Origin of the sequence: Roseovarius salincola (assembly GCF_026891095.1) — a bacterium.
In the GTDB taxonomy this organism is placed as follows: Bacteria; Pseudomonadota; Alphaproteobacteria; order Rhodobacterales; family Rhodobacteraceae; genus Roseovarius; species Roseovarius salincola.
Genome location: NZ_JAPTNL010000009.1, coordinates 24462 through 38981 on the forward strand (window position 1 = coordinate 24462; position 14520 = coordinate 38981).

The window sequence follows — 14520 nt, forward strand, 5'->3', positions numbered from 1 at the left end:
TGACACAACTTATCCCACATTCGACAAAAACCGTGCGCTTTTCCGCCATCAACCGTCTGTATCCAATATGGAAACGGTTTTCGCCGTTAACCGGAAATGCGGGTGGAACTACGATATGTGGACTTTTTGGGCCAGAACAGACAGCAACAGCGCCAACAATCCCGCGCTCAACCTGACGGGCGATCCGGCGACGCAAATCACATTGGTGGAGTCCGGCACGAATGGCGATCTGATCCTCGACACGAATGGTGGCGCGCCCGATCCCGATACTCAGGTCGAGATAGGCGGCACACTGTATGACTTCACCTTTGAGTTGTCTGGGGAGCTTCCAACGCAAAACAATCAAGGCGCGGGTCAAGTGCCGGACCAGTTCGAAGGTAATGCGGTTTATGTCATAACGGTTCAGGACTATCCGTTAGCAGGCGAAATGACCCGCTTGGCCTTCTTGCCCGATGACAACGCGACGCAGGTCGAGATGGATGCGTTCGGAAACGGAAGGATCGACGTTCAGAACCTCGGATCCGAACCCGCTCCCGATTACATCGTCGAAGGCACGAACGGTGATGATGTCATTGACGTCAATTACACCGGGGATCTCGAAGGCGATCGGATCGACAATAACGATGGCAACCCACTGCAGCCGGGTACCGCAGGCGGCAACAACGACTCGGTTACGGCAGGCGCTGGCAATGACTATGTCGTGTCAGGGTTTGGCGACGATACTGTATTTGGCGAGGACGGCAACGACACGCTCGTCGGCGGCACTGGTGCTGACCAGCTTTTTGGCGGCTTGGGTGACGACGAGATATATCTCGCTGAAGGCGACAGTGCCGATGGCGGAGACGGCGACGACCTTTTCGTTTTGGAAGACCTCGGTGAGGCGGGAAGTTCCACGATAACCATCACTGGCGGCGAGACAGGTGAAACGAATGGCGACACACTGCAACTGACGCCAGATGTCAGCTATAACGACATTACCTTCACGAACACCGACGACGCCACAGGCGGGCTGTCAGGCAACTTCGCCCTCGCCGACGGGACCATCGTCACCTTCTCGGAAATTGAGAACATTATTTGCTTTACGCCCGGTGCACGGATCCTGACGCCATACGGTGAGCGCGCGATTGAAACACTCAAGGCGGGAGACTTGATCATAACAAGGGACAATGGTCCGCAGCCGATCCGCTGGATCGGTCAGCGCACGGTCGTAGGGCGGGGCAACTTCGCGCCCATCGCTATCAATTCCACCGTCATGGACAACGCGCGTAGGCCGCTCTTGGTGTCTCCACAACATCGACTGCTTTTCACCGGATACAAGGCAGAGCTCCTGTTCGGCCAAAGCGAAGTGCTTGCCGCCGCAAAACATTTGGTCAATGGCAAAGACGTGCGGGTCGTCGAGCGCGAAAAGGTCACGTATTTCCACGTGATGCTGGACCAGCACGAAGTGGTCTATGCCGAAGGCGCGGCGACTGAAAGTTTCCACGCAGGCGATGTGGGTATTTCGGCGATTTCCGCTCAGTCGCGCGAAGAGATGTTCACCATTTTCCCGGAACTTCGATCTAACCCGAATGCCTACGGCAAAACCGCCCGACCGTGCCTGCGCAAGCACGAAGCTCGTCTGCTTGCCGCATAGTACCTATGACTACCAAATCTATGGCGCATCAGGTATTCGGCGCTTACACTTGACGAAGTAACGATCCCTCCGCTTTGGACACAGAGCCGACATGTGGAGGCGCGGTGACAACCTTCGCCGCAACCAAATCATCAGCGCCACTCAAGGCCCCAAGCATGCCATTGGCCATGCCTTTCCACCGCTGGGTCATGGTTCATAATTCCGGACCATCGCAACTGTTGCAAGATTATCGGCCATTTGAAAGCCCGCAGCGCGGACAACCTACCCCCGCCGTCAAACTCCGCCCTATTTGCGCCACATTTTCGCCTTAATACTGGAGAGACAAAAAACGGGCAAAAGACCCGGCTTCGAGGCAGGAAACGTGCAGTAATGGCCAATACAACACTGTTGTTGAATGGTTTCAGTATCATTGGAGACCCTCAAACCAATACCAATGCAAGTGGTGGGGGTGAGTTAATGATTCATGATGGTACGGCCATTTTCGAAGATGACGATATTATCGTCTATCATGTCGAAGGTGCGACCGAGGATGGGGTACTAACTGACGATTCAGTTATTGTAGGCATTACGGTCTACGACAACGCCTCGGATTATTTCTACGATGTGCCCCTATATGAATACGATGCTCCGCCTGGTGGGGGTGTAGATATAGAGGTCGGGCGCAATACGATGGGCGACCGGTATCTGGAGTTTGATGCAAGCGCGCTGACATCGACCGACGGCGGCGCGCCGGTTCTGGGTGAAATGGCGGCGGTGGCGGGTGTGGATATTCTGGGTACGCTGGAGTCCACCAATGGACCATTAGAGGTGCCCACCAACGAAGATATCGACTTGAATGGCGATGGGGTAATCTCGGGCGGAGAGATTTCGGACGGGCGATTTTCCAGCGAACTCAACATCCTTACCGAGAACAACATAGTGTGTTTCGCCTCGGGCACTCTGATCGAAACTCCCATGGGTCCACAGGCGATTGAAACATTGAAAGCGGGCGATATGGTCAACACAGTTGATGAAGGGCCGCAGCGCATTCGCTGGATCGGCGGCACCCAAACCGCTGGTGTTGGCGCGAATGCGCCGGTGCGTATCCGTCGCGGGGCGATCGGCAATGTGCGCGATCTTTGGGTGTCGCAAAATCACCGGGTTCTTATCACGGGCGCCAGGGCTGAGCTGCTGTTCGGTGAGGCACAGGTGTTGGTAGCCGCCAAACATCTGGTAAATGACAATACGATCCGCATCATCCAATGTGAGACTATCGAATACTGGCATTTCCTGTTCGATCAGCATCAGATCGTCTTTGCCGAGGCCAGTCCGGTCGAAAGCCTGTACCCCGGTCAGCAGTCGCTTGAAGCGGTTACGCCGGTCGAGCGGGACGAGATTGTCGCGCTTTTCCCTGAACTTGAAAAGAAAAATTGCGGCTATGAACTTGCGCGTTACACGCTGAAACGGTTTGAGGCGCAGGTATTGCGCGTAAGCGCCTAACCAATAGGTCCGCGTGCTGGCGGTGAATGTCCACTCTTTCTTTCCTGACACGAGACCTTCGCGATTGCAGCGAATGACCGGAGTCCGCCCATACTTGCGGTCTCAGGGCTCATGCTGCACCATGTACGAATGTCGTGGAAGGGCTGGGAGCAGTCATTCGCTTGCTGCCGTTTTCAACACGCGCGCCGGGTTTTGCGTGAGCCCAAAGCCCTCGAGACGACCCAGGAATGACGGCCCGCCGCCTCCTGAAGAAAGGCTCACCTCCCGGGGTGAGCCTTTTTCGCTGCGCTCTGCCGCCGGTTCAGCCGCAGGTGGAAATCCGCACATTGGCACCGGGACCTTGGCGGATGATCAACCGACCACCGGCCCGCCATTGCCTCAGAACCACTGCCCCGGCTCCATCAGCCCCAGGTCCAGCAACTGGCGCGAATGCCACTCGAAAGGGGTCGAGTTGTGCCACTTGAACGTGTCGATATCGAAGGTCGATCCCGGGTTTCGCTTCAGCGCCTTGGCGGTGCGGAACGACACGATCGCCGCCGTCAGGTTATGATGCCAGGGGCAGGCATAGGTATTGTATTCCTCGTCCGAAAACGTGTGGTTCTCCCGCAGGGTCAGCCCCTCGCGCGCCCTAAACAGCGCGATCCGGTCGATCTTGCGGCGCGGCGCGGGGATATGCTCCTCATAGCGCCAGCGCAGCCCGCCATAGAAATCGAGCTGGCGTTCCTTCGGATGGTTGTGCTGGCCCGTGTCATTGCGCGCCAGCGCGTAATAGCCCGACCTGTCCAGATGCGCATCCTCCAGCGACACCGCGCCGGGATGGCGCGCAAGGTCTCCGGCATAAAGATCGACCACATAGGTCAGCATCGCATCGCGCCTCTCTTCGGTGTGAAAGCCCAGCATCTCGCCCACCGTGCGCGTCTCACAGAACGGATAGAACAGGTATTCCGCATTGTAGCAGTAATACATCCAGATACCCGGTGCCGCCCCGATCAGCCGGTTGATGGCGGCGATGCCATCGCCCCGCACGGTCACGTCATGGTCGATCCGCCGTATCTTGGGCGCCACATCCTCGGGCAGTGCGAAGGCCTCGGGCATCAGCGCCAGAATCTCGCGGAACCCGCAATCCAGATGATGCCGCATGGTCGATCCCAGCTCGACCTCATCCTCCACCAGCACCACCGCCACCGGCCCCCTGGCCAGCGCCTCGCCACCGTATTTCAGAAAATCGTCCAGGCTCGAATACCGCATCGCACTCATCCGTTTTGGCGCAGACTCGGTCAATTCGTCACGCATTGCAAGACACCCCTGATCTGATGTAATCCAACCCCCTGACTCAAACGCAGGAGCCGCCCTCATGGCCGAGGCGAAGAAACTCTACATCAAGACCTATGGCTGCCAGATGAATGTCTATGACAGCGAACGCATGGCCGAGGCCATGGGCGGCGCGGGCTATGTCGAAACCGATCGCCCCGATGATGCCGACATGATCCTGCTCAACACCTGCCATATCCGCGAGAAAGCCGCCGAAAAGGTCTATTCCGAACTTGGCCGCCTGCGCGCCCTCAAGGATGGCAATCCCGACCTCAAGATCGGCGTTGCCGGTTGCGTCGCCCAGGCCGAGGGCGAAGAGATCATGCGCCGCCAGCCGCTGGTGGATCTCGTGGTCGGCCCGCAATCCTATCACCGCCTGCCCCAGATGGAGGCCCGCACCCGTGGCGGCGAAAAGGCGCTCGACACCGATTTCCCGCCCGATGACAAGTTCGAGGCCCTGAAATCCCGCGGCCCAAAGGCCCGCCGCGGCCCCACCGCCTTTCTGACCGTGCAGGAAGGCTGCGACAAGTTCTGCGCCTTCTGCGTCGTCCCCTATACGCGCGGCGCCGAAGCCAGCCGCCCCGCCGCCCGCATCCTGGATGAAGCGCGCGAACTGGTGGATCGCGGCGTGCGCGAAATCACCCTTCTGGGGCAGAACGTCAACGCCTATCACGGCACCGGGCCGGACGGCGCCGACTGGTCGCTCGCGCGCCTCATCCACGCGCTCGACGGCATCGACGGTCTGGCGCGCATCCGCTTCACCACCTCGCATCCCAACGACATGAGCGACGACCTGATCGAGGCGCATGGCGCATGCGACAAACTGATGCCCTACCTGCACTTGCCGGTGCAATCGGGCTCCGACCGCATCCTCAGGCGGATGAACCGCCAGCATACCGCCGAAAGCTACCTGCGCCTGATCGAATGCATCCGCGCCGCGCGCCCCGATATCCTCATGTCGGGCGATTTCATCGTCGGCTTCCCCGAAGAGACCGAGGCCGATTTCCAGGCCACGCTCGACCTGATCGAAGAGGTGAAATACGGCTACGCCTTCTCGTTCAAGTATTCCACCCGCCCCGGCACCCCGGCGGCCGAGCGCGAACAGCTCTCCGAGGATGTGAAATCCGACCGCCTCCAGCGCCTTCAGGCGCGCATCACCCATCACCAGCGCGCCGCCCAGGACTCCATGGTCGGGCGCCGCGTCGGCGTGCTGTTCGAAAAACCCGGCCGCTTTGACGGGCAGATGGTGGGCAAGTCCGATTACCTGCACGCGGTCCATGTGGACGCATGCGACCTCTCGCCCGGTGACCTTGCCGAGGTCGAGATCACCGCAAGCGGCCCCAATTCGCTGGCCGGGCGGCTGACCGGTGCCGCCACGGGCTGACCCGGGCTGGCACGGGCGCCCACCGCGGCGGAACCGCGTTGATGCCGGATTGACCCCAATTGTGGCAATTGCAGGGCATTGTTGCCACAAGAATGACAATATCCCGATAATAAACCTTCACTTTGCCGCGACGGTTGATAAAACTGGAAACAGCTGCCGCCGCGGGGCGTGTATGGCCCCGCTCACGGCGCAGCGACTGCAAAGGTAGAAGGGGCACTGGCCGTGGCGAGAGAGTATTTTGAAAGCGTACGAGGTGTTCTGGGGGGGCTGGCCGCCATTGCCCTGGGACTTGCGGTAACAGCCGATGCCGGGATCGCGCAGCAGCGCACCGTCAAGGGCGAGCAGTATATCCCCACCATCTGGATCGATCCCGACGGCTGCGAACACTGGGTCATGGATGACGGCGCCGAAGGCTACATGTCGCCGCATGTAACCCGCGATGGCCGCCCGGTCTGCCATGAGGTCAATCTCTGCGGCACCATCGACACCGATCAGTATTTCGCGACCGACAGCGCCCATATCGGCGCGTCGGGGCGCGCCCATCTGCAACAGTTCTTCCGCAGCGCCAACGCGGTCTCCTACTCGATCGTCGGCCATACCGACAGCCGCGCATCGGATGAATACAACATGCGCCTTTCGCAGCGCCGCGCCGATGCGGTCGCCAGCGTGGCCCGCTCCATGGGTGCCCGGATCGCCTCGGTGCGCGGCTATGGCGAACGGATGCCCAAGGCATCGAACGATACTGCCGAAGGCATGGCGCAGAACCGTCGTGTCGAAATCATGTGCTGGCGCTGAAGGGGTTGTAACCATGAAAAGCTTTAAAATCGCGTTGATCCTTCCCGCCATCGGCCTGCTCTCGGCCTGCGCCGTCCCCGAAGACAAAAGCCGTGATCGGGGCATCGATTCCAAACATCTCAGCCAGCTTCAGGCCGGCATCTGGGTCGATCCCAACGGCTGCGATCACTGGATCATCGACGACGGTCTCGAAGGCTATCTTTCGGCCCGTACCGACAGATACGGCAAGCCGGTCTGCTCGGGCGTCGCCCCGCCGACCGTGGCGACCGGTCCGTTCAAGTCCGGGTCGTCTCTGCCTGACCCGCGCTGACATCCTTCCGGATGCGCAAAGAAATGGCCGCGGGCACCCGCCTGCGGCTTTTTTCGTTACGAAACGATGACATTTCAACCAACACGCTTGCACCTTCGCGCGCCGCTTGGCACGATCATCTCCAGACACGCTTTCACAGGAGATTTGCTTGGTCACGACCGAACTGCCATCGCCTCCCGGCCCCGACGCGCTTCACGAAGCGCTGGTAGAGTTCCCTGACAACCGGTTGCTGATCGACCTGTGCGGCGAATATGACCGTAACCTCGCGGATATAGAGCAGAATCTCGGCGTGCAGATACTGCGGCGCGGCAATCAGCTCGCCGTCGTCGGCGAGGAAAGCGCCGCGCGCGACGCGATCGAGGTGCTCCAGGCGCTCTACCAACGGCTCGAAACCGGCAAGTCGGTCGAATCGGGCGACGTGGACCGCGAATTGCGCATGGGCGCGGACGCCGACCAGACCGGCACCCGCGATGGCGACCAGCTCGAAATGTTCCGCGGCGGCCGGGTCGAGATCAAGACCCGCAAGAAACTGGTCGAACCGCGCACCGACGCGCAGAAGGCCTATGTGAAATCGCTCTTCGCCAGCGAACTGGCTTTCGGCATCGGCCCGGCGGGCACCGGCAAGACCTATCTCGCCGTGGCGGTGGGCGTGTCGATGTTCATCGAAGGCCATGTGGACCGGATCATCCTCAGCCGCCCCGCCGTCGAGGCGGGCGAGAAACTCGGCTACCTGCCCGGCGACATGAAGGAAAAGGTCGACCCCTACATGCAGCCGCTCTACGACGCGCTCAACGATTTCCTGCCCGGCAAGCAGCTCGCCAAGCTGATCGAGGAAAAGCGCATCGAGATCGCACCGCTCGCCTTCATGCGCGGGCGCACGCTGGCCAATGCCTTCGTCGTCCTCGACGAGGCGCAGAACGCCACCTCCATGCAGATGAAGATGTTCCTGACCCGCCTCGGCGAAGGTTCGCGCATGGTCATCACCGGGGACCGCTCCCAGATCGACCTGCCGCGCGGCGTGACCAGTGGCCTGCATGACGCCGAACGCCTGCTCGGCGACATTCCCGGCATCGCCTTCAACTACTTCACCTCCCGCGACGTGGTGCGCCACCCGCTCGTCGCGGCCATCATCGAGGCCTATGAAGCCGACACCCCCTCTTGACGGCCCCGCGCCCGCGCGCGATGGGTCTTCTTCTGTTTTGAAATATCCCGGGGGTCCGGGGGCGGCGCCCCCGGAGATCTGCCACATGCTGACCGATACCATTCTCGAGGACGAGCGCTGGCAGGCGGTGGATCTCGCCACGCTTGCCGAGACCGCGTCGCGCGCCGCGCTCGACCATCTCGGGCTTGATCCCGACGCCTGGGAAATCGCGCTGCTTGGCTGCGACGATGCCCGCATCGCCGCGCTCAACGCCGATTTCCGCGACCGTCCGGCGCCCACCAATGTCCTCTCCTGGCCCGCCCTCGACATCGCGCCACCGGCCCCCGGCGCGCGCCCCGTCCCGCCAGCGCCAGAAAGCGGCCAGGACGGTGATAACGCGCTTGGCGACATCGCCATCGCCTTCGACACCTGCCAGCACGAGGCCGCCGCCAGCGGCAAATCCCTGCCGGACCATGTGACGCATCTGGTCGTCCATGGCGTGCTGCATCTGCTGGGTTATGATCACATCCGTGACCCGGATGCCACTTTGATGGAACGAACCGAAGCCGCCATACTTGGCAAACTGGGGGTCAGTGACCCATATTGAGTAACTTCAGGGGGCGCGCCGCGCCCCGCCAACGGAAAAAAGAGACGATGGGCGACAGTATCGACGACTCCTCTAACGCGGCGCAAGGCGCGCAGCCCGAAGGGCAGGACAGTAACGAGGACAATGGCGGTTTCTTCCGCCGCATCATCGGGGCGCTCAGCCCCGGCGACGACAGCGAGGCGCAAGCGGGTTCAGGCGGCGGCGCGCCGCTGGTCGGCATGCCCGGCCTGCGCAACCTGCGCGACATGGCCGTCGAGGACGTGGCCATCCCCAAGGCCGAGATCGTCTCGGTTCCCTCCAGCATCACCCGCGACGAGCTGGTCGAGATGTTCCGCGACAGCGGCATGACCCGTCTGCCGGTCTATGACGGCACGCTCGACAGTCCCATCGGCATGGTCCACCTCAAGGATTTCGCCCTGCGCCACGGCTTCAACGGCAAGGGCGGGCGCTTCTCGCTCAAGGACATGCTGCGCCCGCTTCTTTTCGTGCCCCCCTCGATGCCCATCGGCGTCCTCCTGCAGAAGATGCAGGCCGAACGGCGCCACATGGCGCTGGTGATCGACGAATATGGCGGCGTTGACGGGCTCGTGACCATCGAGGACCTGATCGAACAGGTCGTCGGCGAGATCGAGGACGAGCACGATATCGACGACGATCAGTATTTCACCCGTGAAAGCCCGGGCAGTTACCTCGCCGCGGCCAAGACCCCGCTCGAGGAGTTCGAAACCGAAATCGGCCTGTCGCTGACCGAAACCGAAGAGGTCGACGAGGAAGAGATCGACACCCTTGGCGGCCTTGTCTTCATGTTGCTCGGGCGTGTGCCGGTGCGTGGCGAGGTGGTCGAACACCCCTCCGGTGTCTCGATCGAGGTGATCGACGCCGACCCGCGCCGCATCAAGCGCCTGCGCGTCCGCCTGCCCGATCATACGGATGGCTGAGAGCACGGCCAGCCGGTTTGCCGCCTGGATCGCGGGGCTGCGGCCGCGCAGCCGCCTGATCCTCTCGGGGCTTCTCGGGGCGCTGGCGGCGCTCGGGCAGGCGCCCTGGGGGATCTGGCCGCTCACCATCGCGGGCCTTGCGCTGCTCTATGCGATCCTGCGCATTGCCGCACCGGGCTGGAAGTCGGCCTTCATGACCGGCCTCGCCGGGGGCGCGGGCTATTTCGCCCTCTCGCTCAACTGGATCGTCGAACCTTTCCTCGTGGATGCCGCGCGCCACTGCTGGATGGCGCCTTTCGCGCTGATCGGGCTTTCTGTGGGGCTGGCCCTCTTCTGGGGCGCCGCTTTCGCGCTGGCGCGGCTTGCGGGCGGGCGTGCCCCCGCCTTTGTCGCCGCCCTCGTGCTTGGCGAGGCTGCGCGCACCTATCTTCTGACCGGCTTTCCATGGGCGCAGACGGGCCATGCGCTCATCGCCACGCCCTTTCTGCATTGGGCCTCGCTTGGTGGCGCGCTCCTGCTGAGCGCGCTTGTGGCGGGCGCGGCCACCGCCCTCTGGCACATTCTGGCCGGCCCGCGCCTGCCTGCCGCCCTGACGCTGACCGCCTTCGCCGCGCTGCATGGGGCAGGGCTCCTGCTCACACCCGCGCCCGGTGCCGGCGCCAGTGCACCCACCGTGCGCATCATTCAGCCCAACGCCCCCCAGCATGAAAAATGGGACCCCGAAAAGATCCCGGTCTTCTTCGCGCGCCAGATCGATTTCACCGCCGCACCCCCCGAAACACCGGGCGCGCCCCCGTCGCTCATCGTCTGGCCGGAAACGGCGGTGCCGGTGCTGCTCGAGCGCGCCGACCCCACGCTCGCCGCCATCTCGGATGCCGCTGGCGATGTGCCGGTGGTGCTGGGCATGCAGCGCACCGAGGGGCTGCGCTTTTACAATTCGCTGGTGCTGCTTGACGCCTCCGGGCAGGTCGGGGCGCTTTACGACAAGCATCACCTGGTGCCCTTCGGCGAATACATCCCCTTTGGCGACACGCTCCAGCGCTTCGGCATCACGGCCTTTGCCGCGCAGGCGGGCAATGGCTATTCGCCGGGGCCGGGGGCGCGGCTGGTCGATCTTGGCGATCTGGGGCAGGCGCTGCCGCTGATCTGCTACGAAGGCGTCTTTCCGCAGGATGTGCGCGCGGCGCGCTCGCGCCCCGACATGCTGCTGCTCATCACCAATGACGCCTGGTTCGGGCAGGTATCCGGACCTTATCAGCACCTCGCGCAGGCGCGCCTGCGCAGCGCCGAACAGGGGCTGCCGATGATCCGCGTCGCCAATACCGGGGTCTCGGCCCTGATCGACCCGGCGGGCCGGGTGGTGGACTCGATCCCGCTGGGGCAGGCGGGCTGGCGCGACGTCAGACTGCCCGCGCCGCTGGCGCAAACAATCTATGCGCGCATGGGCGATGCGCCCGCTCTTCTTTTCGCGGCTTTCCTCCTTGGGCTGTCATTCCTGCAACACCGGCGCGCCTTGCGACCGAGATAGCGATTGACGCGCCCGCGGGCGGGGCGTAACCACGACATCAATCCGTCACAACGGCTTCCTGGCGTGACGGCAAAACCCAATGGAGCAACTCACATATGTCCCGCCAAAACTATATCTTCACCTCCGAATCCGTTTCGGAGGGCCACCCGGATAAGGTCTGCGACCGGATTTCGGACGCGATCCTCGATGCCTTCATCGCCGAGGAACCCAACGCCCGCGTTGCCGCCGAAACCTTCGCCACCTCCGGCATGGTCGTGATCGGCGGCGAGGTCGGCCTCTCGGATCAGGAAATCCTGCGCAACTACATGGGCCGCATTCAGCAGATCGCGCGCGACTGCATCCGCGACATCGGCTACGAGCAGGAGAAATTCCACTGGAACACCTGTCACGTGCTGAACTTCCTGCATGAACAATCCGCCCATATCGCCCAAGGGGTCGATCGCGACGGGGCAGGGGATCAGGGGATCATGTTCGGCTACGCCACCAATGAAACCGATGCGCTCATGCCCGCCCCGATCCAGTTCAGCCACGCGATCCTGCGCCGTCTGGCCGAGGCCCGCAAATCCGGCGCCGAACCGACCCTGCGCCCCGATGCGAAAAGCCAGCTATCGCTGCGTTACGAAGGTGGCAAGCCGGTCGAGGTCATGCAGATCGTGCTCTCGACCCAGCACGAGGACGAGAACCAGACCAGCGACGACATCCGCGCCATCGTCGAACCCTATATCCGCGAAGTCCTGCCCGCCGAGTGGATCACCGACAAGACCGAATGGTGGGTCAACCCGACCGGTACCTTCGTCATCGGCGGCCCCGATGGCGACGCGGGCCTGACCGGGCGCAAGATCATCGTCGATACCTATGGCGGCTCCGCGCCGCATGGCGGCGGGGCCTTCTCGGGCAAGGATCCGACCAAGGTCGACCGCTCGGCCGCCTACGCCGCGCGCTACCTCGCCAAGAACGTGGTCGCCGCCGGCATGGCCGAACGCTGCACCCTTCAGCTCAGCTATGCCATCGGCGTCGCCAGGCCGCTGTCGATCTATGTCGACACCCACGGCACCGGCGAAGTCGGCGAAGAGGCGATCGAGAAAGCCATCCGCGCCTCGATGGACCTCACCCCGCGCGGTATCCGCGAGGCGCTCGAGCTCAACAAACCGATCTACCAGCGCACCGCGGCCTATGGCCATTTCGGGCGCGAGCCTGAGGCCGATGGCGGCTTCAGCTGGGAGAAAACCGACCTTGTCGAGACGCTGAAAAAATCCGTCTGACCTTGTGGCACTTGCGGAATTTCGTTCATCTTGTACGAAATTCCGCCCACACCCTTGGGTTTATGTACAGAACCCATGTACAAATCGGACGTTTCGTACAGTTATCATGACCCAGGACAAGCACCCATCCGGCGCCCCGTGGCGCAATTTCTATGGCCGTTTCAAGGGCAAGGGCCTGCGCCCCTCGCAGCAGGCCTATCTTGACGAAGACCTCGTCAAGCTCTCGCCCGGCCCTGTCGGTTGGGACGTGAACCCCGAGCGCCAAGAGATTGATCTTGCTTCTCTTTTTGGGGGTCGCGATGTCTGGCTCGAGATCGGTTTCGGCGGCGGCGAGCACATGGTCCATCAGGCCGTCACCAATCCCGATGTCGGGATCATCGGCTGCGAGCCCTATATCAATGGCGTCGCTATGCTCCTGGGCAAGATCCGCGACTCCGGCGCACAAAATATAGCGGTTCACCCCGGCGATGTCCGCGACATGTTCGATGTCCTGCCCGCTGGCAGCATCTCGCGCGCCTTCCTGCTCTATCCCGATCCCTGGCCCAAGAAACGCCATCACCGCCGCCGTTTCGTGACGCCCGAGCACCTCGAACCCCTGTCCAAGGTATTGAAAAAAGGTGCTATTTTCCGTGTGGCGACGGATATTCCCGATTACGTGCGCCAGACGCTCGAACAGGTTCCGCGCCACGGTTTCGAATGGCTGGCCGAGCGCCCCGCCGATTGGCGCGAGCCCTGGAATGATTGGATTTCAACACGTTACGAGGAAAAGGCCCTGCGCGAAGGGCGCAGGCCACATTACCTGACTTTCATCAAGACCTGAATTCAAGTTCCTGTTTTGTAATGGATTTCAGGCCGCCAGCTTGTCACCCAACCGGCCCAGCATATCGACGCATTGCTGCAACTGGTCCAGTGAAACATATTCATCCGGCTTATGCGCCTGCTCGATCGACCCCGGCCCACACACCACCGCCGACATCCCGTATTGCTGGAAAAGCCCCGCCTCGGTCCCGAACGGCACCAGCTCGCAACTGCGCAAACCCGTTAATTCCATAAGGATTTCCTTGGCTTCGTTGGCGGCCGCCGGTTCCAGCCCCTCGACTTCGCCGATCACCTCGGTGGTGATATCCGCATCCGGGCACACCGCCCGCATCGCCGGCAACAGCACATCCTCGCAATAGTGGCGCAGATCGTCCTTCACGAGTTGCGCATCCGACGCCTGCACCGGGCGCATTTCCCATTCCAGCGTGGCGATCGAGGCGATCACGTTATGCGCCACCCCGCCCGACAGACTGCCGGTGTTGATCGTGGTCCAGGGCGGGTCGAACCGGCTGCTCGCCGGGGCACGGGCGCGCAACCTGTCCTTCAGTTCCAGCAGGCGATTGACATAGCGCACCGCGTATTCCACGGCGTTAACACCGCGGTCGGGGGATGAGCCATGCCCCGCAAGTCCATGAAAATGCGTCGTATATTCGTAACAGCCCTTATGCCCTTCGATGATGCGCATCATGGTCGGCTCGCCGATGATCGCAACGCCGGGCCGGATGCCCTGTTCCTTCAGGCTTTCCACCAGCGCCTGCCCGCCAAGACAGCCGACCTCCTCGTCATAGGTAAAGGCGAAATGCACCGGCCGGTCGCGCACCTTCTCGCGGAAATAGGGTGCCATGGCCACGGCGGCGGCGATGAACCCCTTCATGTCGCAGGCCCCGCGCCCATAGAGTAGCCCCTGGTGCTCGGTCATCTCGAACGGGTAGCTGGCCCAGTCCTGCTCGTCCACCGGAACCACGTCCGAATGACCCGACAACACGATCCCACCATCGGTATCCGGCCCGATCGTGGCGAAAAGATTGGCCTTGTGACCGATCTCGTCATGGAAGATATCGACGCGCGCGCCTTCGTTCTCGAGCCGGTGGGCAAGATAGGCGATCATATCCAGATTGCTGACCTCGGACACGGTCGGGAACGCGATCAGATCACCAAGAAGCGCAACTGTATCGGAAAGTTGTGTCGTCACTACGTCCTCTTCGAACTGTCGGAAAACCTGAGCGACTGTGTTGCCACTCCCGCTTTGCGTCAACCCATAAACGGCCCCGGCCCACGCCTGCACGGCGTTCGGGCCAGAGGATCGTGCGACC

General features: G+C 62.3%; 13 protein-coding genes and 1 riboswitch. Of the genes, 11 read left to right on the forward strand and 2 right to left on the reverse strand.

The genetic code is table 11. The features are described 5' to 3' along the window. The first annotated feature begins 67 nt into the window (after positions 1-67). The gene (locus tag N5A93_RS11085) at positions 68-1633 is read left to right on the forward strand and encodes a Hint domain-containing protein (protein WP_268955158.1); all 1566 of its coding nucleotides are present in this window, start codon (positions 68-70) and stop codon (positions 1631-1633) included. A 369-nt stretch (positions 1634-2002) separates the two neighbouring features. Further along, positions 2003-3112, forward strand: coding sequence for a Hint domain-containing protein (locus N5A93_RS11090; protein ID WP_268955159.1), 1110 nt, complete (start codon positions 2003-2005; stop codon positions 3110-3112). 378 nt (positions 3113-3490) lie between these two features. Here N5A93_RS11090 and N5A93_RS11095 read toward each other — a convergent pair whose 3' ends face one another. Then, the gene (locus tag N5A93_RS11095; protein ID WP_268955160.1) at positions 3491-4360 is read right to left on the reverse strand and encodes a glycosyltransferase family protein; all 870 of its coding nucleotides are present in this window, start codon (positions 4358-4360) and stop codon (positions 3491-3493) included. Positions 4361-4466: 106 nt separating this feature from the next. Between N5A93_RS11095 and miaB the strand changes: the two genes are divergently transcribed. From miaB to trmB, 9 genes are all read left to right on the forward strand, one after another. Beyond that, entirely contained in the window at positions 4467-5807 is a 1341-nt protein-coding gene (gene miaB / locus N5A93_RS11100) for a tRNA (N6-isopentenyl adenosine(37)-C2)-methylthiotransferase MiaB (RefSeq protein WP_268955161.1), read from the forward strand. A gap of 222 nt (positions 5808-6029) precedes the next feature. Continuing rightward, positions 6030-6602: an OmpA family protein gene (locus N5A93_RS11105; RefSeq protein ID WP_372922591.1), complete on the forward strand. Its 573-nt coding sequence runs from the start codon at positions 6030-6032 to the stop codon at positions 6600-6602. A 13-nt stretch (positions 6603-6615) separates the two neighbouring features. Beyond that, positions 6616-6912 carry a hypothetical protein gene (locus N5A93_RS11110; protein ID WP_268955162.1) on the forward strand — a complete coding sequence of 99 codons (297 nt, stop codon included), beginning with the start codon at positions 6616-6618 and terminating at the stop codon, positions 6910-6912. Positions 6913-7060: 148 nt separating this feature from the next. Continuing rightward, positions 7061-8074, forward strand: coding sequence for a PhoH family protein (locus N5A93_RS11115; RefSeq protein ID WP_268955163.1), 1014 nt, complete (start codon positions 7061-7063; stop codon positions 8072-8074). 85 nt (positions 8075-8159) lie between these two features. Further along, positions 8160-8660, forward strand: a complete 501-nt coding sequence (ybeY, locus tag N5A93_RS11120; protein WP_268955164.1) for an rRNA maturation RNase YbeY — start codon at positions 8160-8162, stop codon at positions 8658-8660. Between the two features lie 47 nt (positions 8661-8707). Further along, positions 8708-9598: a transporter associated domain-containing protein gene (locus tag N5A93_RS11125; protein ID WP_268955165.1), complete on the forward strand. Its 891-nt coding sequence runs from the start codon at positions 8708-8710 to the stop codon at positions 9596-9598. After that, entirely contained in the window at positions 9591-11126 is a 1536-nt protein-coding gene (gene lnt, locus N5A93_RS11130) for an apolipoprotein N-acyltransferase (protein WP_268955166.1), read from the forward strand. The genes N5A93_RS11125 and lnt overlap by 8 nt, the downstream gene beginning before the upstream one ends. Before the next feature lie 39 nt (positions 11127-11165). Then, a riboswitch (SAM-SAH riboswitch) is annotated at positions 11166-11213 on the forward strand. A gap of 8 nt (positions 11214-11221) precedes the next feature. Beyond that, on the forward strand, positions 11222-12388 hold the full coding sequence (gene metK / locus N5A93_RS11135; RefSeq protein WP_268955167.1) for a methionine adenosyltransferase: 1167 nt from the start codon (positions 11222-11224) through the stop codon (positions 12386-12388). 106 nt (positions 12389-12494) lie between these two features. Then, the gene (trmB, locus tag N5A93_RS11140; protein WP_268955168.1) at positions 12495-13208 is read left to right on the forward strand and encodes a tRNA (guanine(46)-N(7))-methyltransferase TrmB; all 714 of its coding nucleotides are present in this window, start codon (positions 12495-12497) and stop codon (positions 13206-13208) included. 27 nt (positions 13209-13235) lie between these two features. Here the strand turns inward: trmB and argE are convergent, their stop codons facing one another. Further along, on the reverse strand, positions 13236-14399 hold the full coding sequence (gene argE, locus N5A93_RS11145) for an acetylornithine deacetylase (protein WP_268955169.1): 1164 nt from the start codon (positions 14397-14399) through the stop codon (positions 13236-13238). Between the last annotated feature and the right edge of the window lie 121 nt (positions 14400-14520).